This is a genomic window from Oceanibaculum indicum P24 (genome assembly GCF_000299935.1).
Taxonomy (GTDB): Bacteria; Pseudomonadota; Alphaproteobacteria; order Oceanibaculales; family Oceanibaculaceae; genus Oceanibaculum; species Oceanibaculum indicum.
The window spans coordinates 274,417-297,154 of sequence record NZ_AMRL01000002.1; the positions used below are offsets into that span (position 1 = coordinate 274,417).

23 protein-coding genes are annotated in these 22,738 nt (G+C 66.7%); 16 read left to right on the forward strand and 7 right to left on the reverse strand.

Annotated features, from left to right (window positions below; all coding sequences use genetic code 11):
• The first annotated feature begins 26 nt into the window (after positions 1-26).
• The 4 genes from trxA to P24_RS03285 are packed head-to-tail and all read left to right on the forward strand — an operon-like array spanning position 27 to position 2,298.
• A complete protein-coding gene (gene trxA, locus P24_RS03270) occupies positions 27-968 on the forward strand; it encodes a thioredoxin (RefSeq protein ID WP_008943269.1) in 942 nt (313 codons plus the stop codon).
• Complete coding sequence (locus tag P24_RS03275) at positions 965-1,642, forward strand: LON peptidase substrate-binding domain-containing protein (RefSeq protein ID WP_008943270.1); 678 nt, start codon at positions 965-967, stop codon at positions 1,640-1,642. The genes trxA and P24_RS03275 overlap by 4 nt, the downstream gene beginning before the upstream one ends.
• Positions 1,643-1,669: 27 nt before the next feature.
• Positions 1,670-1,915: a Trm112 family protein gene (locus P24_RS03280; protein WP_051013070.1), complete on the forward strand. Its 246-nt coding sequence runs from the start codon at positions 1,670-1,672 to the stop codon at positions 1,913-1,915.
• Complete coding sequence (locus P24_RS03285) at positions 1,912-2,298, forward strand: gamma-butyrobetaine hydroxylase-like domain-containing protein (protein ID WP_008943272.1); 387 nt, start codon at positions 1,912-1,914, stop codon at positions 2,296-2,298. The genes P24_RS03280 and P24_RS03285 overlap by 4 nt, the downstream gene beginning before the upstream one ends.
• A gap of 6 nt (positions 2,299-2,304) precedes the next feature.
• Here P24_RS03285 and P24_RS03290 read toward each other — a convergent pair whose 3' ends face one another.
• On the reverse strand, positions 2,305-3,510 hold the full coding sequence (locus P24_RS03290; RefSeq protein WP_008943273.1) for a UbiH/UbiF/VisC/COQ6 family ubiquinone biosynthesis hydroxylase: 1,206 nt from the start codon (positions 3,508-3,510) through the stop codon (positions 2,305-2,307).
• 316 nt (positions 3,511-3,826) lie between these two features.
• Between P24_RS03290 and P24_RS03295 the strand changes: the two genes are divergently transcribed.
• The 5 genes from P24_RS03295 (at position 3,827) to P24_RS03315 (ending at position 10,210) form a co-directional block, all read left to right on the forward strand.
• On the forward strand, positions 3,827-4,165 hold the full coding sequence (locus P24_RS03295) for a P-II family nitrogen regulator (protein ID WP_008943274.1): 339 nt from the start codon (positions 3,827-3,829) through the stop codon (positions 4,163-4,165).
• Between the two features lie 16 nt (positions 4,166-4,181).
• Positions 4,182-5,549 carry an ammonium transporter gene (amt, locus tag P24_RS03300; RefSeq protein WP_008943275.1) on the forward strand — a complete coding sequence of 456 codons (1,368 nt, stop codon included), beginning with the start codon at positions 4,182-4,184 and terminating at the stop codon, positions 5,547-5,549.
• A 227-nt stretch (positions 5,550-5,776) separates the two neighbouring features.
• On the forward strand, positions 5,777-6,982 hold the full coding sequence (locus P24_RS03305; protein WP_008943276.1) for an aminotransferase class I/II-fold pyridoxal phosphate-dependent enzyme: 1,206 nt from the start codon (positions 5,777-5,779) through the stop codon (positions 6,980-6,982).
• Between the two features lie 18 nt (positions 6,983-7,000).
• A complete protein-coding gene (locus P24_RS03310) occupies positions 7,001-9,442 on the forward strand; it encodes an FtsK/SpoIIIE family DNA translocase (protein WP_008943277.1) in 2,442 nt (813 codons plus the stop codon).
• Positions 9,443-9,649: 207 nt separating this feature from the next.
• A complete protein-coding gene (locus P24_RS03315) occupies positions 9,650-10,210 on the forward strand; it encodes a LolA family protein (protein ID WP_008943278.1) in 561 nt (186 codons plus the stop codon).
• A 21-nt stretch (positions 10,211-10,231) separates the two neighbouring features.
• Here the strand turns inward: P24_RS03315 and P24_RS03320 are convergent, their stop codons facing one another.
• Positions 10,232-11,005, reverse strand: coding sequence for a sterol desaturase family protein (locus tag P24_RS03320; protein WP_008943279.1), 774 nt, complete (start codon positions 11,003-11,005; stop codon positions 10,232-10,234).
• Between the two features lie 134 nt (positions 11,006-11,139).
• On the opposite strand from P24_RS03320, the gene P24_RS03325 reads away from it, so the two are divergent.
• The 6 genes from P24_RS03325 (at position 11,140) to P24_RS03350 (ending at position 16,041) form a co-directional block, all read left to right on the forward strand.
• Complete coding sequence (locus tag P24_RS03325) at positions 11,140-11,922, forward strand: gamma-glutamyl-gamma-aminobutyrate hydrolase family protein (RefSeq protein ID WP_156816151.1); 783 nt, start codon at positions 11,140-11,142, stop codon at positions 11,920-11,922.
• Positions 11,923-11,961: 39 nt separating this feature from the next.
• A complete protein-coding gene (locus P24_RS03330) occupies positions 11,962-12,669 on the forward strand; it encodes an FAD-binding oxidoreductase (protein WP_008943281.1) in 708 nt (235 codons plus the stop codon).
• 27 nt (positions 12,670-12,696) lie between these two features.
• On the forward strand, positions 12,697-13,401 hold the full coding sequence (locus P24_RS03335; protein ID WP_008943282.1) for a fumarylacetoacetate hydrolase family protein: 705 nt from the start codon (positions 12,697-12,699) through the stop codon (positions 13,399-13,401).
• A 5-nt stretch (positions 13,402-13,406) separates the two neighbouring features.
• Positions 13,407-14,201, forward strand: coding sequence for an exodeoxyribonuclease III (gene xth, locus P24_RS03340; protein ID WP_008943283.1), 795 nt, complete (start codon positions 13,407-13,409; stop codon positions 14,199-14,201).
• A gap of 19 nt (positions 14,202-14,220) precedes the next feature.
• The gene (locus P24_RS03345) at positions 14,221-14,760 is read left to right on the forward strand and encodes a PH domain-containing protein (RefSeq protein WP_008943284.1); all 540 of its coding nucleotides are present in this window, start codon (positions 14,221-14,223) and stop codon (positions 14,758-14,760) included.
• An 81-nt stretch (positions 14,761-14,841) separates the two neighbouring features.
• The gene (locus P24_RS03350) at positions 14,842-16,041 is read left to right on the forward strand and encodes a phosphoglycerate kinase (protein ID WP_008943285.1); all 1,200 of its coding nucleotides are present in this window, start codon (positions 14,842-14,844) and stop codon (positions 16,039-16,041) included.
• 7 nt (positions 16,042-16,048) lie between these two features.
• Here P24_RS03350 and P24_RS03355 read toward each other — a convergent pair whose 3' ends face one another.
• From P24_RS03355 to P24_RS03370, 4 genes are all read right to left on the reverse strand, one after another.
• The gene (locus tag P24_RS03355) at positions 16,049-17,413 is read right to left on the reverse strand and encodes an NAD(P)H-dependent oxidoreductase (protein WP_008943286.1); all 1,365 of its coding nucleotides are present in this window, start codon (positions 17,411-17,413) and stop codon (positions 16,049-16,051) included.
• Between the two features lie 11 nt (positions 17,414-17,424).
• The gene (locus tag P24_RS03360; RefSeq protein ID WP_008943287.1) at positions 17,425-18,219 is read right to left on the reverse strand and encodes a phytanoyl-CoA dioxygenase family protein; all 795 of its coding nucleotides are present in this window, start codon (positions 18,217-18,219) and stop codon (positions 17,425-17,427) included.
• Between the two features lie 32 nt (positions 18,220-18,251).
• Positions 18,252-18,932, reverse strand: a complete 681-nt coding sequence (locus tag P24_RS03365; RefSeq protein ID WP_008943288.1) for a GntR family transcriptional regulator — start codon at positions 18,930-18,932, stop codon at positions 18,252-18,254.
• A gap of 83 nt (positions 18,933-19,015) precedes the next feature.
• Complete coding sequence (locus P24_RS03370; protein ID WP_008943289.1) at positions 19,016-20,074, reverse strand: MaoC family dehydratase; 1,059 nt, start codon at positions 20,072-20,074, stop codon at positions 19,016-19,018.
• Positions 20,075-20,141: 67 nt separating this feature from the next.
• Between P24_RS03370 and pdxY the strand changes: the two genes are divergently transcribed.
• Positions 20,142-21,014 (forward strand): pyridoxal kinase, encoded by an 873-nt coding sequence (pdxY, locus tag P24_RS03375; RefSeq protein WP_156816152.1) that lies wholly within the window; start codon positions 20,142-20,144, stop codon positions 21,012-21,014.
• Between the two features lie 104 nt (positions 21,015-21,118).
• Here pdxY and purH read toward each other — a convergent pair whose 3' ends face one another.
• Positions 21,119-22,705: a bifunctional phosphoribosylaminoimidazolecarboxamide formyltransferase/IMP cyclohydrolase gene (gene purH, locus P24_RS03380; RefSeq protein ID WP_008943291.1), complete on the reverse strand. Its 1,587-nt coding sequence runs from the start codon at positions 22,703-22,705 to the stop codon at positions 21,119-21,121.
• Positions 22,706-22,738 lie beyond the last annotated feature (33 nt).

Consider the following 22,738-nt stretch of genomic DNA (forward strand, 5'->3'; position numbering starts at 1 on the left):
CAACACGAAATAAACGGTGAATACCGATGGATTTTCTGATCGGCGGCGGCGCCAAGCCCGCATCCGGCGGCACGAACAGCCCCTACATCAAGGATGCCACGACGGCGAGCTTCATGGCCGATGTCGTCGAGGCCTCGCAGCAGCAGCCGGTGATCGTCGATTTCTGGGCGCCGTGGTGCGGCCCCTGCCGTCAGCTTGGCCCGGCGCTGGAGAAGGCGGTGGCGGAGGCCAAGGGCGCGGTGCGCATGGTTAAGATTAATGTGGACGAGAATCAGGAGGTTGCTGCGCAGCTGCGCGTGCAGTCGATCCCGACCGTCTATGCCTTCTTCCAGGGCCGTCCGGTCGATGCGTTTCAGGGCGCGCTGCCGGAAAGCCAGGTGAAGGAGTTCGTGAAGCGCCTTGCCGCTGTCGCCGGCGGGGCTGGCGGCGATGAGGCCGAGGCGGTGCAGGCGGCGCTCGATCAGGCGGCCGAGCTGCTGGCCACCGGCGATTTCCAGAACGCAGCAGCACTCTATTCGCGCATCCTGCAGCATGACCCCGAAAGCCTGGCGGCGATTGCCGGCCTGCTGCGCGCTCTGATCGGCGCCGGCCAGATCGAGGAGGCAAAAGCGCTGCTGGCCGATCTGCCGGACGAAGTGACAAAGAGCGCCGAAGTGGAAAGCGCACGGCAGGCGCTGGAGCTGGCCGAGGAAGCGGCTGCCGCCGCGGGCGAACTGGCCCAGCTGCAGGCGCTGCTGGAACGCAATCCGGCCGACCATGACAGCCGCTTCAAGCTGGCAATGGCGCACTATGCCACCGGCGACAAGGAGGCCGCCGCCGGGGCGCTGCTGGAGATCATCCGCCGTAACCGTTCCTGGAATGAGGACGCCGCGCGCACCCAGCTGCTGAAGTTTTTCGAGGCCTGGGGGCCGAAAGATGAGGTCACGCTCTCGTCGCGACGGGCCTTGTCCTCCATATTGTTTTCATGAGTGCATCAGTATTCGACCCGAGCTTCGACCAACTGCCGCAGACCCTGTCGGTTTTCCCGCTGCCGGGCGTGCTGCTGCTGCCGCGCGGTCGCCTGCCGCTGAACATCTTCGAGCCACGCTATCTGGCGATGACCCGCGACGCGCTGGCGGGTGACCGGCTGATCGGTATGGTCCAGCCCAAGCCCGGCGCCGAAGGACAGTATGGTGGCGATGCCGGGTCGGCGGAAATCTACCCTGTCGGCTGCGCCGGGCGCCTGACGGCCTTCGCCGAGACCGACGATGGCCGCTATCTCATCACCCTGACCGGCCTGTGCCGGTTCCATGTGACGCAGGAATTGCAGACCATTCAGGGCTATCGCCGCGTGCAGGTCGACTGGAACGGCTATGAAGGCGATCTTGAGGCATCGGATTGTTGCGGCCTGAAGCGCGAGAATTTCGAATCGGCGCTGGCGCATTATTTCCGCCTCTATGGCATCCAGGCCGACTGGGCGACCATCAAGGAGGCGCCGGACGAGCGGCTGATCACGTCGCTGGCGATGATCTGCCCCTTCGCACCGACCGAGAAGCAGGCGCTGCTGGAAGCGCCGACACTGGCGGACCGGGCGCGGGTCATGCAGACTCTGATCGAGATGGCCGTCGCCGAGCGCGGCAGCGGCGACACCGCCCGGCATTGAAGCCGGTACTGACAAAAGAGGGTGCAGGTGACGGAACAGGAAGCCGGCCAGGGCAAGGCCACAGGCCGAGACGGGGCCACAGGAAGCGTCGATCCGAAATTGCTGGAAATTCTGGTCTGCCCGCTGACCAAGGGACCGCTGCGCTATGACGCGGAACGGCAGGAACTGATCAGCGATCAGGCCCGGCTCGCCTATCCGATCCGCGATGGCATCCCGATCATGCTGGTCGATGAGGCACGGCAGCTCGATGACAGCGAGCTGAAGCGCCGATGAGCGAGGAATTCGACACGCCGCACTGGCCGGTCGAGGTCAAGCTGAAGAAGGCGGAGAAGCTGCTGGAAATCAGCTATGACAATGGCCGCACCTTTCGCCTGCCGGCGGAATATCTGCGCGTCGAGAGCCCCTCGGCCGAGGTCCAGGGCCATGGCGCGGGCCAGAAGAAGATCGTCCATGGCCGTGCCCATGTCGGCATCATGGGGGTCGAGCCGGTCGGCAATTACGCGATCCGTATCAAGTTCGACGATCTGCACGACAGCGGCATCTTTTCCTGGCGCTATCTGTACGAACTGGGCGACCGCCAGGAAGAACTCTGGGCGAAATACCTGTCAGAACTGGAGGAACGCGGCCTATCGCGCGAGCCGAAGCGCCGCGCCTGAGCGGCGTCAGCCGCCAATCGTCCCCATCGCGTGGCGCATGAACAGCCGCTTCAGCGGCGGCACCTGGTTGACCGCCGCGAGGCCCAGCCGGCGGGCCAGCCGGACCGGCGGGATATCGTTGGAGAACAGCCGGTTCAGCCCGTCCGTCGCGGCAACCAGCGTCATCGTATCGACCCGCCGCCGCCGGTCATAGTCGGCCAGCAGCGCCGCCGAGCCGAGATCGAGGCCCAGCCCGTGCGCCTCGGCCAGCAAATCGACGAGTGCTTCGACATCACGCAGGCCGAGATTGAGGCCCTGCCCGGCAATCGGATGGATGCCATGGGCGGAATCGCCGACGAGCGCCAGCCGGCGGTCGATCATGCGTTCCGCCAGCAGCAGCGACAGGGGGTAGGCCCAGCGCCGGCCCAGCAGCGTCAGCTGGCCGCAATAATCGCCAAAGCGCCGGTTCATCTCGGCGCTGAAGGCCTCGCCGCTCAGCCCCATCATGTGCGGCACCAGATCGTCACGCTCGGTCCAGACGATGGAGGCCCGGTGCCGATGGCCGGGAATGCCGGTCATCGGCAGCAACGCGAAGGGGCCGGCGGGCAGGAAGCGCTCATGCGCGATATTGCGGTGGGGGCGCTCCAGCGACACCGAACAGACGATGCCGGTCTGGCCATAGCTCCAGCGCGTGACCTTGATGCCGGCCTCCTCGCGCAGGCGGGAGCCCCGGCCATCGGCGGCAACCGCCAGGCGGGCCGTGACAATCCGCCCGTCCGTCAGCTCCGCGGTAACGCCGTCAGGCCCACGCTCCAGCCGCGCCACGCTGCACGGCGCCAGCAGGGTGAGGTCCGGCACCTCGGGCAGCCCGTCGAACAGGGCGCGGCGGGTGATGGTGTTCTCGACGATCCAGCCCATCGGCTCGTCGCCGACCTCGCGGTGGTCGTAATGCAGGAACAGGCGGGAGTCGCCTTCCGAGACGCGGATGTCGAGAATGGGACCGGCCTCAGGCTCGATGCGCGACCACAGCCCGATCCGATCCAGCAGCTGCTTGGAGCCCAGCGCGATGGCCGATCCACGCCCGTCATAGGCGGCATCGGTCTGGATTTCCGCAGGCTCGCGGTCCACCACCACGCTGCGGATGCCCTTCAGCGCCAGTGCGCGCCCCAGCGTCAACCCGACCAGGCCGCCGCCGACGATCAGTATGTCGGTATCGAGTCGCTGTGCGCCCATGTCCGATGCTCTTCCGATGCTCTCCGGTTCCTGCCCATCGACAGGATCGAAAAAGACTCTGGTCCGGGACCTTCATCCTGTCCAGTGGCGCGATGCCGCAGCGTGCGGCTAAATTTTGGTCACATCTGGCTGATATTGGCTAAAAAATAGGCATAAAATGAAGCTTTTCTGACGACCTTCTGAGCAAAGCGCCGCGAGTCGCCCGGATTCGCTGGCATCCGCCCGGACTCTCATAAACGGCATGCTTCTTGAGTTACCGCTCCCAGACCCGCGTCTGCGGGCTGTTGTTACACCGGAAGGAAGGGGAGCGGGCGACATGAAGCTGATTATGGCGATCATTAAGCCCTTCAAGCTCGACGAAGTGCGCGAAGCGCTGACCGAGCTGGGCATCCAGGGCCTCACAGTGAGTGAAGTGAAGGGCTTTGGCCGTCAGAAGGGGCAGACCGAAATCTACCGCGGCGCCGAATATGCCGTGAATTTCCTGCCGAAGGTGAAGATCGAGTTGGTGGTTTCCGACGATCTCGCCGAATCCGTCGTCGAATCGATCCAGAAGGCGGCCAATACCGGCCGGATCGGCGATGGCAAGATTTTCGTGCTGGACGTGGCGCGGGCGATCCGCATCCGCACCGGCGAAACCGACGCGGACGCGCTCTAGGGATTGCGAGGAGGCAATGATGATGGGGTTCAACAAGCTCGCTGCAAAGCTGAGCAAGGGGGCCGGGCTGGCGGCCCTGGTCGCCATTCCGGTGGCGCTGACGGCAACACCCGCCGCCGCCGAGGTTTCGGCGGAAACGGCATTCGTCTTCAACACGTTTTCGTTCCTGATCTGCGGCGCGCTGGTCATGTGGATGGCCGCCGGCTTCGCGATGCTGGAATCGGGGCTGGTGCGGTCCAAGAACACGGCCGCGATCTGCCTTAAGAACATCACGCTCTATGCCATCGCCGGCATCATGTACTACCTGATCGGCTACAGCCTGATGTACACCGATGTCAGTGGCTGGATCGGTTCCTTCTCGCTGTTCTACAATACCTCCGAGGCGGAACTGGCCCTGCTGGGTGCCGACGAGGCGACGGCTGAGCAGATCGCCGCCGTGGTCGACAATGGCTATTCGGTCATGTCCGACTGGTTCTTCCAGATGGTGTTCGTCGCCACCGCGGCCTCGATCGTCTCGGGCACGCTGGCGGAGCGCATCAAGTTCTGGCCGTTCATCATCTTCACCACCGTGCTGACCGGCATCCTGTACCCGATCCAGGGGTCCTGGACCTGGGGCGGCGGCTGGCTGAGCGAGATGGGCTTCAGCGACTTCGCCGGCTCCACCATCGTGCACTCGGTGGGTGGCTGGGCGGCCCTGACCGGCGCCATCATCCTCGGCGCACGCAAGGGCAAGTACACCGCCGACGGTCGGGTCAGCCCGTTGCCGGGCGCCAACCTGCCGCTGGCCACGCTGGGCACCTTCGTGCTCTGGCTGGGCTGGTTCGGCTTCAACGGCGGCTCGCAGCTGGCGCTGGGCTCGGCGCTGGATGCCTCGGCCATGGCCATAGTGTTCTCCAACACCAACCTCGCGGCCTGCGGCGGCGTGGTTGCGGCCTGCCTGCTGACGCAGATCCTGTACGGCAAGATCGACCTCACCATGGCGCTGAACGGTGCCATTGGTGGCCTGGTCTCGATCACCGCCGGCCCTGACCTGACGCATCACTTCCTGTCGATCATCATCGGCGCCATCGGCGGCATCCTCGTCGTCGTCACCGTGCCGCTGCTCGACAAGCTGAAGATCGACGACGTTGTCGGCGCGATCCCGGCCCACCTGGTGTGCGGCATCTGGGGCACGCTGGCGGTCGGCATCTTCGGTGGCGGCAGCCTGGTCACCCAGGTGATCGGCATCGTCGGCATCGGCGTGTTCATGGTCGTTACCAGCGCCATCCTCTGGCTGGTGCTGAAGGTCACCATGGGCATCCGGGTCAGCGAGGAAGAAGAGGCACTCGGCCTCGACAAGGCGGAGCTGGGCCTCGAAGCCTATCCGGAGTTCGGCCGGGGCTAAGGCCCGGTCAAGCCGAGAAGAAACTGGCCCGGACGGTTTGCCGTCCGGGCTTTTTCTTGGGTCGAGCCAGAAGCTAACATCAGGACTCAACGAACCGGCTTAGCCTTCTGTATTGTCTTTATCTTTTTCGCCGGTATAGTGCCCATGGAGGGATTGCCAGAACGGCGACCCCTTTTTGCCGTTTTATCAGGCAGTTTCAGTTTGGCACCGCATTACTGGGCACCGCGATGATCAATGACCGGTTGGACGCTCTCGCCGATTATCCGTTCCGCAAGCTGAGCGCGCTGCTCGACCCGATCAAGCCGGTCAGCAACGACGCGCCGCTGCTGCTGTCGGTCGGCGAGCCGCAGAACCAGCCGCCCGCCTTCATCAACGAGGTGATCCAGGAGAATGGCCACCTCTGGAACAAGTATCCGCCAGCACTGGGCACGCCGGCTTATCGCCAGGCCGTCGCCGACTGGCTGACCGCGCGCTACAAGCTGCCGGCGGGCTTCGTCGACCCCGACCGCAATGTCGTGCCGGTGCCGGGCTCGCGGGAGCCGCTGTTCATGCTGGCGCTGGTGACGATCCCGGCGGCCAAGGGTGGTGGCAAGCCGGTGGTGCTGGTGCCCAGCCCCTCCTATCACGTCTATCGCGGGGCAGCGCTGGCCGCCAATGCGGAGACGGTCTATCTGCCGGCGACCGCGGCCACCAACTTCCTGCCCGACCCGGAGAGCGTGTCCAGGGAGGTGCTCGAGCGCACGGCGCTGTGTTACCTGTGCACACCGTCCAACCCGCAGGGCACGGTGGGTGACGTCGCCTATCTGAAAAGCTGGATCAAGCTGGCGCGCGAGCATGATTTCGTGCTGGCGGTCGATGAGTGCTATGCGGAAATCTATGATGCGCTGCCGCCGGCCGGCGCGCTGGAGGCTTGCGCCGCGCTGGGCGACGGGCCGAACGGCACGCCGATGGACAATGTCGTGGTCTTCCATTCGCTGTCCAAGCGCTCCTCGGCGCCGGGCCTGCGCGCCGGGTTCATCGCCGGCGATGCCAAGGTGATGGCGCGCTATGGCGAGCTGATCGGCTATGCCTGCACGCCGATGCCGCTGCCGATCGTGGCCGCCGCCACGGCGCTGTGGCGCGACGAGGACCATGTCCGCGAGAATCAGGCGATGTACCGCCGCAACTTCGACATCGCGACCCGGCTGCTCGACGGCAAGGCGGGCTATTTCCGGCCGCAGGCGGGGTTCTTCCTGTGGCTTGATGTCGGCGATGGCGAGGCGGTCTGCGCGCGGCTGTGGAAGGAGGCGGCGATCCGCAGCCTGCCCGGCGGCTATATGGCGGTGCCGGACGCGAACGGGGTGAACCCAGGCGCGCCCTATCTGCGCATCGCGATGGTCTATGACAATGACACGATGGAGGATGCGCTCGGCCGTCTGGCGCGCGCGCTCTGATCCATCCCGGAGGGGCCGATGGCGACAACAAGCAACGCGACGACCCGCACCGCGCTTTTTCCGCCCGGTTTCGCGGCCTTCCTGAAGCGCCGCGCGCGTGAGGCCTCAGGCTTGGCGCTGATCGCGCTTGCCGTGGCCTTGGTGCTGGCGATGGCCAGCTACCATCCGCAGGACCCGTCGCTGAATACCGCCAATACCGGCCCCATTCGCAACTGGCTGGGCTATCCCGGCGCGCTGGCCGGCGATCTGCTGCTGCAGACACTGGGCCTGTCGGGCGGTCTGCTGGCGCTGGTGATCGCGGCCTGGGGCTATCGCATTCTGGCCCGGCTGGGCGTGGCGCGTGTGGTGCTGCGTGTGGCGCTGCTGCCGCTCGGGCTGCTGCTGGCGGCCATGGCGCTGGCCGTGGTGACGCCGCCGGCCGGCTGGCCGCTGGTCAGCGGTCTGGGCGGGTTTACCGGCACGCTGCTGCTGGCCAAGGCGGGGGGGCTGCTGCCGTTGCTGGGCGCCTCGGTGGAGCTGGCGCTGGTCGGTCTCGTGGCCGGGCTGCTGTCGGCGCTGCTGCTGCTCTATACGCTGGGCTTCTCGCTGCGCGAATGGTGGGCGCTGATGCGCCGCAGCGCCCGCATGGCCTGGGCCGGTGGGGCGCTGACCTATCGTGGTGCTGCCGCCAGCGGGCGCCTGGGCGGCCGTCTGGGCGGTGCCGCAGCCAAGGCCGGCTATGACCTGGCGCGCAAGGGTCTGCGGCAGGAGCCGTCGCTGAAGGGCAATGCGCTGTCACGGGACCGCGCAGCCGCGGAAGAGGACGAGGCGGAGGACATGCCGCGCGCAGCCCGAAGCCCGCGCCTTGAGATGCCGCGCGAGCCGGCCGCCGCCACGCCGAAGGAAGCGCGGCTGGAGAAGCGCAGCCCGGCCAAGAGTGCCTCGAAGCAGAAGAGCCTCGACCTTGCCCCCAGCGGCGATTTCGAGCTGCCGGAGATGGAGTTGCTGACGCCCGCCCCCGCGCGGCGCAGCGGTCCGCAGCCGGAAGGGCTTGAGGCCAATGCCCGGCTGCTGGAAACCGTGCTGTCGGATTTCGGCGTGAAGGGCGAGATCGTGAAGATCAGGCCCGGCCCGGTGGTTACGCTGTATGAGCTGGAGCCCGCGCCCGGCACCAAATCCTCGCGCGTCATCGGCCTGTCCGACGATATCGCCCGCTCGATGAGCGCGGTGTCGGTACGTGTCGCCGTGGTGCCCGGCCGCAGCGTCATCGGCATCGAGCTGCCGAACCAGAACCGTGAGACGGTGTTCCTGCGCGAGACCTTCGAATCGGATGCCTATGAGCGCAGCGCCGCCAAGCTGCCGCTGGCGCTGGGCCACGATATCGGCGGCGTTCCGGTCATTGCCGACCTGGCCCGCATGCCGCATCTGCTGGTTGCCGGTACCACCGGCTCCGGCAAGTCGGTGGCGGTGAACGCGATGATCCTGTCGCTGCTCTACAAGCTGCCGCCGGAGCGCTGCCGCTTCATCATGATTGACCCGAAGATGCTGGAACTGTCGATCTATGACGGCATCCCGCATCTGCTGGCGCCGGTCGTCACCGACCCGTCCAAGGCGGTGGTGGCGCTGAAATGGACGGTGCGGGAGATGGAGAACCGCTACCGCGCCATGTCCAAGCTCGGCGTGCGCAACATCGATGGCTACAACCTCCGCCTTGCCGAGGCGCGCAAGAAGGGCGAGGTGCTGAAGCGCCGTGTGCAGACCGGTTTCGATGCCGATACCGGCAAGCCGGTGTTCGAGGATGAGACGCTGGATCTGGAGCCGCTGCCCTACATCGTGGTGGTGGTGGACGAGATGGCCGACTTGATGCTGGTCGCCGGCAAGGATATCGAGGCGGCGATCCAGCGCCTGGCGCAGATGGCGCGCGCGGCGGGCATCCACATCATCATGGCGACGCAGCGCCCGTCGGTCGATGTCATCACCGGCACGATCAAGGCGAACTTCCCGACCCGGATCAGCTTCCAGGTCACCTCCAAGATCGACAGCCGCACCATCCTGGGCGAGGGCGGGGCGGAAACCCTGCTCGGCCAGGGCGATATGCTCTACATGGCCGGCGGCGGCCGTCTGACCCGCGTGCATGGTCCCTTCGTCAGCGATGGCGAGGTCGAGGATGTTGTGCGCCACCTGAAGGCGCAGGGCGTGCCCGACTATGTCGAATCGGTCACCGAGGATGACGATCTGGGCGGCGACATTGCCGGCCTGTCGGGCGGCGACAGCGATGGCGAGCGCGACGATCTGTTCGACCGCGCGGTCGAGCTGGTGGCGCGCGAGGGCAAATGCTCGACCAGCTTCATCCAGCGCTATCTGCAGATCGGCTATAATCGGGCTGCCCGCATCGTCGAACGCATGGAGGCGGAGGGCATGGTTTCCAAGGCCAACCATGTCGGCAAGCGCGAGGTTCTGCTGCGCGACCCCGACGAGTAAGCTGTGACACCTTTGCGGCGGAATCGGCCCATCCGGGGCAATTTAGCGGCACGTCTTGCGTGCTTCATTACCGCAACCCATTTGGGTGTCATGCGATACTTCCCCCTACTCGCATCGCTGGTCGCCGGTCTCGTCGCCTTCTCCGCTCCCCCCTCCAATGGATGGGCGGCGGGGCCGGTGGACTCAGCCTCGACGAAGCCTCAGTCCGTGGCGGCCAGCCTCACCGCCGCGGATCGCGAGACGATCGAGCGGCTGGAAACTTATCTGAACAATATCAAGACGATGCAGGCGGATTTCCAGCAGATCGCCTCGACCGGACAGAGCGCCCGGGGGATCTTCTATCTATCCCGGCCCGGAAAGCTGCGCGTGCAGTACACCGAGCCGGAGCCCGCCTTCCTGCTCGCGAACCAGACCCTGCTGGTCTATGTCGATGAAAAGCTGGGCCAGGAAAGCTATGTCCCGACCGGCTCCACCCCGGTTTCCTTCCTGCTGGCCGACACCATCCGCCTCGATGGCGATGTCCGCATCGAGCGCGTGCAGGCGAAGGACAATGTGATCCGCGTGGCGCTGGTGCAGCGCGATGACCCTGACGCCGGCTCGCTGTCGCTGGTGTTCACCGACCTGCCGCTGGAGCTGCGGCAGTGGACCGTGACCGACGCGCAGGGGGTGAAGACCACCATCGCGTTGAACAATACGAGCTATGGCCGCAAGCTGGACCCGGATCTGTTCGAGCACAGGCAGAAGCCGGTGCAGTCGCCGCGCAACTGATCCAGCTTCGATACGATAACGTTACGATTTGCGGAACGGCCGGGCCAACAACTCGGCAAAGCCGCCGTCGCGCACTTCCCCTTCCAGGCCGATCTCCATATCCAGCCGCCGCAATTGCGGATTGCGCGACCCGAACAGCCTGTCCCACAGGCTGAGGATGGTGGCGTAGTTGGAATCCGTATCCCGGCGCACCGCGTGATGATGCATCCAGTGGATCGAGGGCGTGACCACGATGCGCGCCAGCACCGTCTCCAGTTTCCCGGGCAGCCGCAGGTTGGAATGGTGGAAGATCGAGGCCATCAGCACCAGCGCCTCGAACACCAATACCGAGGCCAGCGGAATATCGAACAGCATGATGATGGCCGCCCGCGCCAGCGCCGACAGCAGCACCTCGCCGAAATGGAAGCGCACCGCCGAACTCGCATCAAGGAAGCGGTCGAGGTGATGCACCGCATGGAAGCGCCAGAGCAGCGGCAGCTCATGATTGGCGCGGTGCCACCAGTAGATCACGAAATCCAGCAGCAGGATGTCGGCGAGCAGGGCCCAGCCGCCGCGCAGCGCGTCTGGCCGCCAGCCCAGCGTATGCTGGCTGGCCCAAAGCGAGACGGGTATGACGATGAGCGGCGACAGGCCGGCATTCAGCAGCCACAGCCCGGCATTGCGGGCGAGGCGCGACAGGCCGCGCGCTTCCACCGGCCGGTTGGCGGCGGGCAGCAGCCGTTCGCCGATCAGGAACAGCGCGATCCAGAGGCCGACGGCAATGCTTTTCCAGGCCAGCAGGGTCTCGATGGGCAAGGGCGGCTCCATTACAGAAGGACATGACCAGAGATAATCCGCTTGCCCGCCTGTGGCCACTCACGAGCGTGGGAGCGGGTAAAGACCGTGCCGCCCCTTGCCCTGACGGGCCTGGGATGCTAGCTGACTCAGTCATGACAAAGCGCGACATGCCACCGCTGATCGGCGTCTCCGCCTGCCGCAAGCAGCCGGGCGAGCTGCCCGTGCATACGGTGTCGGAGAAATACATCACCTGCGTCACCGATGCCGCAGGCGGGATGCCGCTGCTGATCCCGGCGCTGGCCGAACGGCTGGATTTGCCGGCTTTGGCGGAGCGGCTGGACGGCTTGCTGCTGACCGGCAGCCCGTCCAATGTGGAGCCGCATAATTACGGCCGGCCGGACCTCGACCCCGGCGATGCCTGCGACAGCGGGCGCGATGCCACGACGCTGCCGCTGATCCGCGCGGCGATTGCCGCTGGCGTGCCGGTGCTGGCGATCTGCCGCGGCATTCAGGAGCTGAATGTGGCGCTGGGCGGCAGCCTGCATCAGCATATCCAGAACATGCCGGACAAGCTCGACCATCGCATGCGCCGCGATGTCGATTTTGACGCCAAGTACCGCCCGGCCCATCCCATCGACATCACCGAGGGCGGCGTGCTGCACAAGCTGCTCGGCACGCGCCGCGTGCTGGTGAATTCGCTGCATGCGCAGGGCATCGACCGGCTGGCCGAGGGGCTGACGGTGGAGGCGGTGGCGCCGGACGGCATCGTCGAGGCAGTAAGCGTGACCGGCGCCAAGGCCTTCACGCTGGGGGTGCAGTGGCACCCGGAATGGCCGGTGCCCTACAATGCGGTATCGCAGGCGCTGTTCGAGGCGTTCGGTGCGGCCTGCCGGGCGCGCGTCGCGGCCCGCTTTGGCACGCTGAGCGCGGCCTGACCGGTGGCGGGTGCAGCACAGCGGGAGCGGCTTTGCCGAGTGCTTGAGGTCACGCCGCTGGCGCGCGCGACCAGTCTGATCCGGCTGATGCCGCAGGACGAGGCGCCGTTCGATTTCCGGCCCGGCCAGTATGCGTCCCTTGCCTTTCCCGGCCAGCCGCCGCGCGATTATTCGCTGGCCAGCCGGCCGGACGAACCGCATATCGACTTCCACATCCGCCAGGTCGGCGAGACCGGCCCCAGCGCCTATGCCCAGGCGGCGCTGCATGCCGACGATCTGGTGCGGCTGGAAGGGCCATTCGGGCAGGCCTACTGGCGCGAGGAGCATGACGGGCCGATGCTGCTGATCGGCGGCGGCACCGGCCTTGCCCCGATGATCGCCATTGTGGAAACCGCGCTGGCGGCGGGGGTGGAAGCACCCGTCCATCTCTATGCCGGTTTCCAGGACGAGCCGGATACCTATTACGAGGACAGGCTGCGCGCGCTGGAAGCGCGGCACGGCAATTTCACCGCCACCTATGTGCTGTCCGCACCTGAGAAAAAGACCGAACGCCGCACCGGCTTCGTGCATCTGGCGGTGGCCGAGGATCATGCGGATTTCGCCGGCTTCAAGGCCTATATGGCGGGTGCGCCGGTCATGGTGGAGGCGGCTGCCGGAATGCTGGTTGCGCGCGGCATGAAGCCGGCCGATATTCATGCCGATCCGTTTTACGGCGCATCCGATCCGGCCGCTGCCCGGCGTGCCTGACTGTCTTTCATCCAGCGAGGATTTCCGATGAGCTTCGTCATTCCCGCACCGGCCCAGACCATCCTTCCGGTCGAGGGCGAGCAGGGCGGCTTCCCGGTCCGCCGCATCTATTGCGTGGGCCGCAACTATGCCGCCCATGCCCGCGAGATGGGGCATGATCCCGACCGCGAGCCACCCTTCTTCTTCATGAAGCCGGCGGACGCCATCGTGCTGTGCCCGAAGGGCGCGGGCGCCCCGGTCGAGGCGCCGTTCCCGGTGGCGACCGAGGATCTGCATCACGAGATCGAGATGGTGGTGGCGCTCGGCAAGGGCGGGAAGGACATCCCTGCCGACAAGGCGCTGGAGCATGTCTATGGCTATGCCGTCGGTATCGACCTGACGCGCCGCGACATCCAGGCGGTGGCGAAGAAGATGGGCCGGCCCTGGGACATGGCGAAGGGCTTCGACCATTCCGCCCCCTGCGGCACCATCCTGCCGGCAGCGAAGATCGGCCACCCGTCGAAGGGCCGCATCCAGATTTCCGTGAACGGCACGGTGAAGCAGGATGCCGATATCGGCGACATGATCTGGAACGTGCCGGACACCATCGCCTACCTCTCCACCCTGGTGGAGCTGTTTCCCGGCGACCTGATCTATTCCGGTACGCCGGAGGGTGTGGCGCAGGTGAAGCGCGGCGAGGTCATGGAAGGCAGCGTCGAGGGCGTCGGCGCGATTGCCGTGAAGCTGGTGTAAGGAAGATGGCGCTCAGGATCGCGACCTGGAACATCAACTCCGTCCGGCTGCGGATGCCGCTGCTGCTGCGCCTGATGCAGGAACAGCAGCCCGACATCATCTGCCTGCAGGAAACCAAGGTCGAGGACGACAAGTTCCCCTTCGAGCCGATCCGCGCGGCGGGCTATGTCCACACCGCCATCGCCGGCATGAAGAGCTACAATGGCGTCGCGATCCTGTCGCGCCGGCCCTTCGCCTTCGAGGGGCCGCGCCACTGGTGCGACAAGGAGGATTGCCGCCATGTCAGCGTCACGCTGGAGGACGGCACGGAGGTGAACAATTTCTACATCCCGGCCGGCGGTGACATTCCCGACCCGGAGAAGAACGACAAGTTCGCCCACAAGCTGCGCTTCCTGCGCGAGATCACCGGCTGGTTCGAAAGTGTGAAGGGCGACGGCAAGCGCCGCGTGCTGGTCGGCGACCTGAACATCGCGCCGCTGGAACATGATGTCTGGTCGCACAAGCAACTGCTTGACGTGGTCAGCCACACGCCGGTCGAGGTCGATCTGCTGGGCAAGCTGCAATCGAGCCTCGGCTGGGTCGATGCGGTTCGCCATTTCGTTCCCGAAACGGAAAAGCTCTACAGCTGGTGGAGCTACCGCGCGAAGGATTGGGAGGCGTCCGACCGCGGCCGCCGGCTGGACCATGTCTGGGTCACGCCCGATCTGGCGCCGACCCTTGCCGGCCAGACAATCCTGAAGCCGGCGCGCGGCTGGGAGAAAGCATCGGACCATGTGCCGGTGCTGGTCGATCTGAACTAGCGGCCCGGGAACAGGGGCGATGGCGACGGAACTGCGCTATCAGGGCGAGGCGATCCGCGCGGACTATATCCGCGCCGCCATCGGCCTTGCCTTCGCCCTCCTGCCGTTGCTGCTGATCCCCGGCATCCACTGGATCTTCGCGCTGATCCTGGGGGCACTGGGGCTGCTGTTCCTAGTCTTCGGGGTGCGCACATGGCTGCGCAGCCGCACGCGCGTGGTGGCTGACGAGGACGGGCTGACGGTGGTGGATCACCGCCGCCGCCACCTGCCCTGGCAGGCGCTGGAGGAGGTGAAGCTGGCCTATTTCTCCACCCGCCGCGACCGCTCGCAGGGCTGGATGCAGCTTACCCTCATCGGCAATGGCACGAAGATCAGCCTGGATTCGCCGCTGGAGCATTTTCACGAGATCGCCGAGGAGGCCGCCCGCCATGTTCGCGCGCGGCACCTGCCGGTCAGCACCTCCACCGTGCTGAATTTCGAATCGCTGGGCATCCACGGGCTGAAGCCGGCGGACCCGCTCGCCGGTCGGGGCGGCCCGAGCGGTCAGGGCGAGGGCTGAGCCGTCGCCCCATTTACAAGCCACCCTGCCTGTGCTTGTTAAGCGCCCGATTGTATTCCCGTAACGCCGCAGGACGAATTCATGGCCCGTTTCAAGACCCTCGACGACCTCGCTGTCGCCGGCAAGCGCGTGCTGGTGCGTGCCGACCTCAACGTGCCGATGCAGGATGGCAAGGTCAGCGACGCCACCCGGATCGAGCGGCTGGTCCCGACCTTGCTGGAGCTGGCGGACAAGGGGGCGAAGGTGATCGTGCTGTCGCATTTCGGCCGGCCCAAGGGCAAGCCGGACGCAGCCTATTCGCTGCAGCCGCTGGTCGCCCCGCTGTCGGCGGCGCTGGGCGGGCGCCCGGTCGCTTTCGCAGGGGACTGCGTGGGCGCGGCCGCGAAGTCGGTGGTCGATGGGCTGGCCGATGGCGGCATCGCGCTGCTGGAGAACACCCGCTTCCATGGGGGCGAGGAGAAGAATGATCCGGACCTCGCAAAGGCGATGGCGGAGCTGGGCGATCTCTATGTGAACGACGCCTTCTCGGCGGCGCACCGCGCGCACGCCTCGACCGAGGGCATCGCCCGGCTGCTGCCCAGCGCCGCCGGGCGCCTGATGCAGCAGGAGCTGGAGGCGCTGGAAAAGGCGCTGACCAGCCCGCAGCGCCTGGTCATGGCTGTGGTCGGCGGCGCCAAGGTCTCGACCAAGCTGGACCTGCTCGGCAACCTCGTCGCCAAAGTGGACAAGCTGGCGATCGGCGGCGGCATGGCCAACACCTTCCTGTTCGCCAAGGGGGTGGAGGTCGGCAAGTCGTTGTGCGAGCGCGACCTGGCCGACACCGCACGTGAGATTCTGGCGAAGGCAAAGGCGGCCAACTGCACGATCCTGCTGCAGACCGATGCCGTGGTGGCCGATGCGCTGGCCGAGGGCGCGAAGACGGCGGTGGTCGGTGTCGATGCCGTGCCGGCTGACCGCATGATCCTCGATATCGGCCCGAAGACGGCGGAGGCCTGGCAGGCCGAGATGGCAGACTGCCGCACGCTGGTGTGGAACGGCCCGGTCGGCGCCTTCGAGACCGCGCCCTTCGACGCCGGCACGGTGGCGCTGGCCCGCGCGGCGGCAAAGCTGACCAAGGCCGGCACGCTGCTCTCCGTCGCTGGTGGCGGCGACACGGTGGCCGCCCTCAACCATGCCGGCGTGGAGGAGACATTCTCCTACGTCTCCTCCGCCGGCGGCGCCTTCCTGGAATGGCTGGAAGGCAAGACCCTGCCCGGCGTCGCCGCGCTGATGCAGGGGTGAGCCGGCTCTACTCCGCCGCCCGCGTTTCGTCGGCACCCCCGGCATAGCGCCGTTCCATCGCCCGGCGGTAGGTGGTGGCCTCGTCCTCCTTGGCCTCGACATCGGCCCAGGTGACCGGCTGGCCGGCCTTTACCGGGCGGGTCAGCCTGATGCCGTGGGCGAGGCCGATGGGCACGCCGCCCAGCTTCAGCGAGGTCTCGGCGGGCAGGAGCTTGCCCCAGACCGTGTAGCCGCCTTCGCCGTCCAGCGTCTCGCCGGGGGCAAGGTCGCGCTTGGATGTGGCCACCACATCGCCGCGGAAGGCGCGCGGCTGGCCGGTCGCTTCCTTGCGTAGCGCGGCGTTGGCGACCGAGATGCCGAGTTCCAGCCCGATCAGGTGGAAGGGCTTGTACATCGAGGTATAGACGCCGCTTTCGTCGGTCAGCAGCCCATACTGCGCGAAGCAGTCATGGACATACTGGTTGGCGCCCTTGAACACGACATAGACGCCCCAGCGCAGGTCGCGGAACACGTCGCTGCCGTCGCGGTTCAGGCTGGAGACAACCTCCACCATGCCTTCGCCTTCCAGCACGCCGCCCTTGGCCTTCGGCCGCAGAACGTCATGCAGCGCATCGACCCCGGCGGGCGGGAACAGCAGCCCGTCCGAGGGCGGTGTGAGGCCACAGGCATTGGCGACGGCGGCCATCTCGATGCCCGACTTGGTGCCATCGACGAAGGAGTTGAACATCTGCGGGTTGAAATCGCCCCTGGCCAGCTGGTCCTCGGTGAAGCCGAAATGCTCCCATACCGTCTGCGGCGTCGATTGGTGATAGGAGGGCAGGTATTTCGTGCCCTTGCCGGCGGCCACCACCTCGAAGCCGGAGGTGCGCGCCCAGTCCACCATCTCGGCGATCAGCGCCGGCTGGTCGCCATAGGCGAGCGAATAGACGATGCCGGCCTTGCGGGCTTCCTCGGCCAGTGCCGGGCCGGCCAGCGCGTCGGCCTCCACATTCACCATGACGATATGCTTGCCCTGTTTGCAACATTCCAGCACATGGCGGATGCCGGCGGCGGGATGGCCGGTGGCATCGACGATGACCTCGATACCGGGGGAAGCGATCATCGCCATGGTGTCGTCGGTGATGTGCGTCTTGCCGGTCTTCAGCGCCTCTTCGATGGAGCGCGCCTCATATTGCTCCGTCGGCCAGAAGGTCCGCTTCAGCGAGGCGCGTGCCCGGTCGGGCGACAGGTCGGCGACAGCGGCGATCTGCATACCCGTCGTCAGGCGCGCCTGCGCCAGGAACATGGAGCCGAACTTGCCGGCGCCGATGAGCCCGACCGTGACCGGGCGGCCTTCGGCGGCGCGCTGTTGCAGCATGCTGTGGAGATTCATGGTCTTTTCCCTTACTCGGCGGCCGAGCGGCGGTGGGTCAGCAGGCAATCGTCGCTTTCCAGCTCAATCGGGGTGAAGTCGCGGTGCGCGATATACTCCGGCCGCTTGAACTGGCGGATCGCATTGTCGGTGCGGTTGGCCGTCACATAGACCACCCAGCGGTCCCAGGGCGACATGTTGCTGGTCGAACCATGCACGATGCAGCCATGGAAGAACAGGGCGCTGCCCGGCCCGCCCTTGGGCGCGACGATGCCGCCCTCAGCCACCAGCTGGCGGATCGTGTCATTGTTGATGACCCAGAGCGGATAGGAGGTGGTGGACAGATCGTGCGCCGCCGGAATCGCCCCCTTGCGGTGGCTGCCGGGAATCAGCATCAGCGGGCCGTTATACTCGTTCACCTCATCCAGATAGACGGCGAAATTCATCGCGCGCGGCTCCGGCATCTGGTCGTCAGCCTGCCAGGTGCCGTAATCCTGATGCCACTGCCAGACATCGCCGTCGAAGGCCGCCTTGCCGTTGATCTTGAACTGGTGGATATAGACCGGCCCGCCGAGCAGCTGCTGCGCCGGCCCGATCAGGCGGGGGTGGCGCGAGACCTTGCGATAGACATCGTTATAGGTGTGCGCGGCGAAATTGGTGCGCACCTTGCCTGAGACTCGCTCGCGCACATTTTCCGGCCGGTCCTGGGCGAACAGCGCCGGCACCTCGCCCTTCATGACGGCGATTTCCTCGGCGCTGAACAGATCGGGGATGAAGACATAGCCGTCGCGCTCGAACTGCTCGAGCTGCTCCTGGGTCAGTTGCATGGCGTTTCCTCCTCTGTGATTGATGCGCGGTCTTACGCCGCGTCGGTCTGGCCGCCCTGTTTCAGGGCGGCGATAAGCTCTTCGGCGGCCCGGGCGGTATGGGCGCGGGCCAGCGCCTCGGCGCGGTCGCCATCGCCGGCGATCACCGCCTCCAGAATGGCGTCGTGTTCGTCCCAGACATCGCGGGCGCGGCTCTGGGCGCGCAGCACACTGCCCATGATCCGGCGGCTGTGCTGCATATGGGTGGAGATCGCATCCTCGATCAGCGGATTGCCGCTCAGCGCATAGAGGAAGCGGTGGAAGGCCAGATCCTGTGCGGTGCGCTCGGCGACGCTGCCGGTCTCGGCTATGGTGCGCCCGGCGTCGATGAGCGCCGGGCCTTCGATGCGGGCACGCTCAGCGCTCCGTTCGGCAGCGGCGCGGGCCGCCAGCCCGTCCAGCGCGCCGCGAACCTCATAGACATGGGAGATCGCGGCCGCATCCAGCGGCACAACGCGCAAGCCACGCCGCCCGGCCTCTTCCAGGAAGCCCTGGCGCTTCAGCAGCATCAGCGCCTGGATCACCGGCTGGCGCGAGACATTCAGGCCGGCCGCCAGCTCCTCCTGCGTGACGCGCTGCCCGGCTTCCAGCTGGCCGTCGCAGATCGCGTCCAGAATCGCGTCATAGACGCGGTCGGCAAGCTGCGGCTGCAGGGCGATCGGCTTCATCTGCATACTGTATACAAACGAGCGTCACGCCGAGAGTCAAGCCATCTTATCGAGTGCTGATATAAGGGGCTTGTCGGTCAGGCTTGGCCCTATCCGCGTCGGGGCATCAGCACCCAATAATCGAGATCAAGCACGACGGACGGATCGTCGCCCTCGGCACCGGGAAAATCGCCGCAGGGCCGGTTCTTCGTCGCCACGGTGCGCAGCCGCAGCGCGCCGACATCCGCGCGGTTCGGCAGCGGCTGGCGGTCCAGCACCGCGCTCCAGGCATAGATTGTGTCGCCGGCAAAGCTGGGGGCGGCGTGCCGGCCGCCATTGATGGCCGCGATGAAGGCGGCGTTCGCCAGCCCGTTGAAGCTCAGCGCGCGGGCCAGCGACATGACATGCCCGCCATAGACCAGCGGCTGGCCAAACCGGCTGCCCTGCGCCAGATGCCGGTCGAGATGCACCCGCGCGGTATTCTGGTAGAGCTGGGTGGCCATCATATGCTCGGAGTCACCGATGCTCATGCCGTCGATATGGTCGATGCGCTCGCCGACTTCGTAATCCTCCCACAGATGGGGGGAGCCGGCGGCGTCGGTATCGTAGCCGCTGAAATCCGCACCCGCCGGCACGGTCAGCGCCTCGGCGGGAACCAGTGACGGCAGGTCGGGCACGTGGGTTTCAGGTGTCTCCGCTGATTCGTTCCGCTTGCGGACCATTACCCAGCGGTTCCAGCTGACGACATTCTCGTCATACTGGTTGCGGGTGAGGGACCGCACATAGACGATGCCGGCCTTGCCGTCGGAGGTGGGACGCAGGCCGGTCACCTCGGACACGGTGGACAGCGTGTCGCCCGGATAGGCGCGGGTCTCGAAGCGCAGATCGGCATAACCCAGATTGGCGACAGCGTTGACCGAGATGTCCGGCACCGTCTTGGCGATGGCGATGTGGAAGACCAGCAGATCGTCCAGCGGCGCACCCAGCAGGCCGATGGTGCCGGCGAAGCCGGCGGCGGACTGCACCGGGAAGCGGCTGCCGGTCAGTGCCAGGTTCAGCGCCACGTCGCCGGTGGTCACGGTGCGCGGGGTGGCGTGGCGGAAGCTCTGGCCGAGGCGGAAATCCTCGAAGAAATTGCCGGCGCTGGATTTCGATTGGGCGGAAGTCATATCGGCTGTCCGGTTATGGGCGCTGTCGCGGGGGACTATTCACGAGGTGTGCCGGCATGGCAAGCTTGTGGCCCGCCTTCTCCGCTTTCCGGTCCCGCCGATGAATGTGCTCTCCATCCAGTCCGCCGTCGCCTATGGCCATGTCGGCAATGCCGCCGCCCAGCCGGCGCTGCACTGCTTGGGCCATACGGTGTGGCGGGTCGATACGGTCACCTTCTCCAACCATCCGGGGCACGGGAAGTTCGCCGGCCAGGTGCGCCCGGCGGCGGAGGTCGCGGCGGTGCTGCAGGGGCTGGCCGATCTGGGCGTTCAGGATCAGTGCGGCGCTATCCTGTCCGGCTATCTGGGGGAGGCCGCTACTGCCGAGGCCATCGCCAAGACCGTTACGCAGGTGAAACGGGCGAACCCGCAGTCTGTCTATCTGCTCGATCCGGTGATGGGCGATGCGGGCCGTGTCTATGTGCGCGACGGCGTGCCCGACGCGATGGCCAAAATGCTGCTGCCGCTGGCCGACATGATCGCGCCCAACGCGTTCGAGCTGTCGCTGCTGGCGGACCAGCCGGTGACAGACAAAGACAGTGCCGTCGCGGCGGCGCGGCGGCTGATCGCGCGCGGGCCTTCTCTCGTGCTGGCGACCGGGCTGCGGCTGGAAGGCGGCAAGGTTGCGACGCTGGCGGTAACAGAGGCGGAAGCGCATGCCGTCACCGCGCCCTGGCTCGACCGGCCGGTGTTCGGTACCGGCGACCTGTTCGGCGCGCTGTTTCTCGGCCACTGGCTGGAGGCACCAGGCGATGCGGTGCGCGCGCTGCGGCTGGCCGCCAGCGGCATGGCGGAGGCCATCGCGGCGACTGAGGCCGCCGGCAGCCTGGAGCGGGCGCTGATCCCCAATCTGGAGCGCATCTGTCACCCACCAGCGCTGCTGCCGGCGGAGCGTGTCTAGGTTTACTCTCTCGTCATCCTCGGGCTCGACCCGAGGATCCATGCAAACCTCACCGTTCGCTGGATGGTCGGGTCAAGCCCGACCATGACGATCATTGAGAATCCTCAGTGCCGGAAATGGCGCATCCCGGTGAAGACCATGGCGATGCCGGCCTCGTCGGCGGCGGCGATCACCTCATTGTCGCGCATCGAGCCGCCCGGATGGATGACGGCGGTCGCCCCGGCCTCGACAGCGGCCAGCAGCCCGTCGGCGAAGGGGAAGAAGGCATCGGACGCCACGACCGAACCGCGCGTCAGCGGCTCGGACTCACCGGCGGCTTCCGCCGCGTCCTGCGACTTGCGGGCGGCGATTCGGGAGGAATCGACGCGGCTCATTTGCCCGGCGCCGATGCCGACAGTGGCCCTGTCCTTCACATAGACGATGGCGTTCGACTTCACATGCTTGCAGACGGTGAAGGCGAACAGCAGGTCGGCGATTTCCTTCTCGGTCGGCTGGCGCTTCGTCACCACCTTCAGGTCGGAGGCGGTGATATAGCCATTGTCGCGGGTCTGCAGCAGATAGCCGCCGGCCAGCGAGCGCAGCGTCATGCCGGCCTCGCGCGGGTCGGGCATGCCGCCGGTCAGCAGCAGGCGGAGATTCTTCTTCTTCGCCAGCACGTCCTTGGCGCCTTCATCCGCGTCGGGCGCGATGACAACCTCGGAGAAGATCGAGGAAATCTGCTCCGCCGTGGCGGCGTCCAGCGTGCGGTTCACCGCGATGATGCCGCCAAAGGCGCTGACCGGGTCGCAGCGCAGTGCCCGCGCATAGGCCTCGGCGACGTCCTTGCCCTGCGCCACGCCGCACGGGTTGGCATGCTTGATGATGGCGACGGCGGGCTCGGTGAACTCGGAAACCAGCTCGAAGGCGGCATCGGTGTCGTTCAGATTGTTGAAGCTCAGCTCCTTGCCCTGCAGCTGCGTCGCCGTGGCGATGCCGATACGCGGCGCGCCGCCGGTATAGAAGGCGGCCTGCTGGTGCGGGTTCTCGCCATAGCGCAGCACCTGCTTCAGCTCGCCGCCGATGGCGATGCTGCGCGGAAAGCTGTCACCCAGCTGGCCGGCGAACCAGATGGAGATCGCCGCGTCATAGGCGCCGGTGCGGGCATAGGCGGCGGCGGCCAGCTTCTTGCGCAGCGTCAGCGAGACGGCACCTTTGTTCTCCGCCATTTCCTGCTTCAGCGGGGCGTAGTCGGAGGAATCGACCACCACGGCGACGAAGCCGTGATTCTTCGCCGCCGCGCGGATCATCGCCGGGCCGCCAATGTCGATATTCTCGATGGCCTCGTCGAAGTCGGCGCCCTTCGCGACCGTCGCCTCGAACGGGTAGAGGTTGACCACCAGCAGATCAATCGGCGCGATGCCGTTAGCCTCCATCGCCTGCACATGCTCGGGCAGGTCGCGGCGCGCCAGCAGCCCGCCATGGATGGTCGGGTGCAGCGTCTTCACACGGCCGTCCATGATCTCCGGGAAGCCGGTATGGTCGGCGACCTCCGTCACCGGCACGCCGGCGGCGGCCAGCGCCTTGGCAGAGCCGCCGGTGGACAGGATCTCCACGCCATGGCCGGCCAGGAACTGCCCCAGCTCGACCAGCCCGGTCTTGTCGGAAACGGAAATCAGCGCGCGGCGGATGGTTACCAGATCGGCGTCGGCCATGGGTCGCTCCAGCGGTCGGGAATGTTGCGGCAC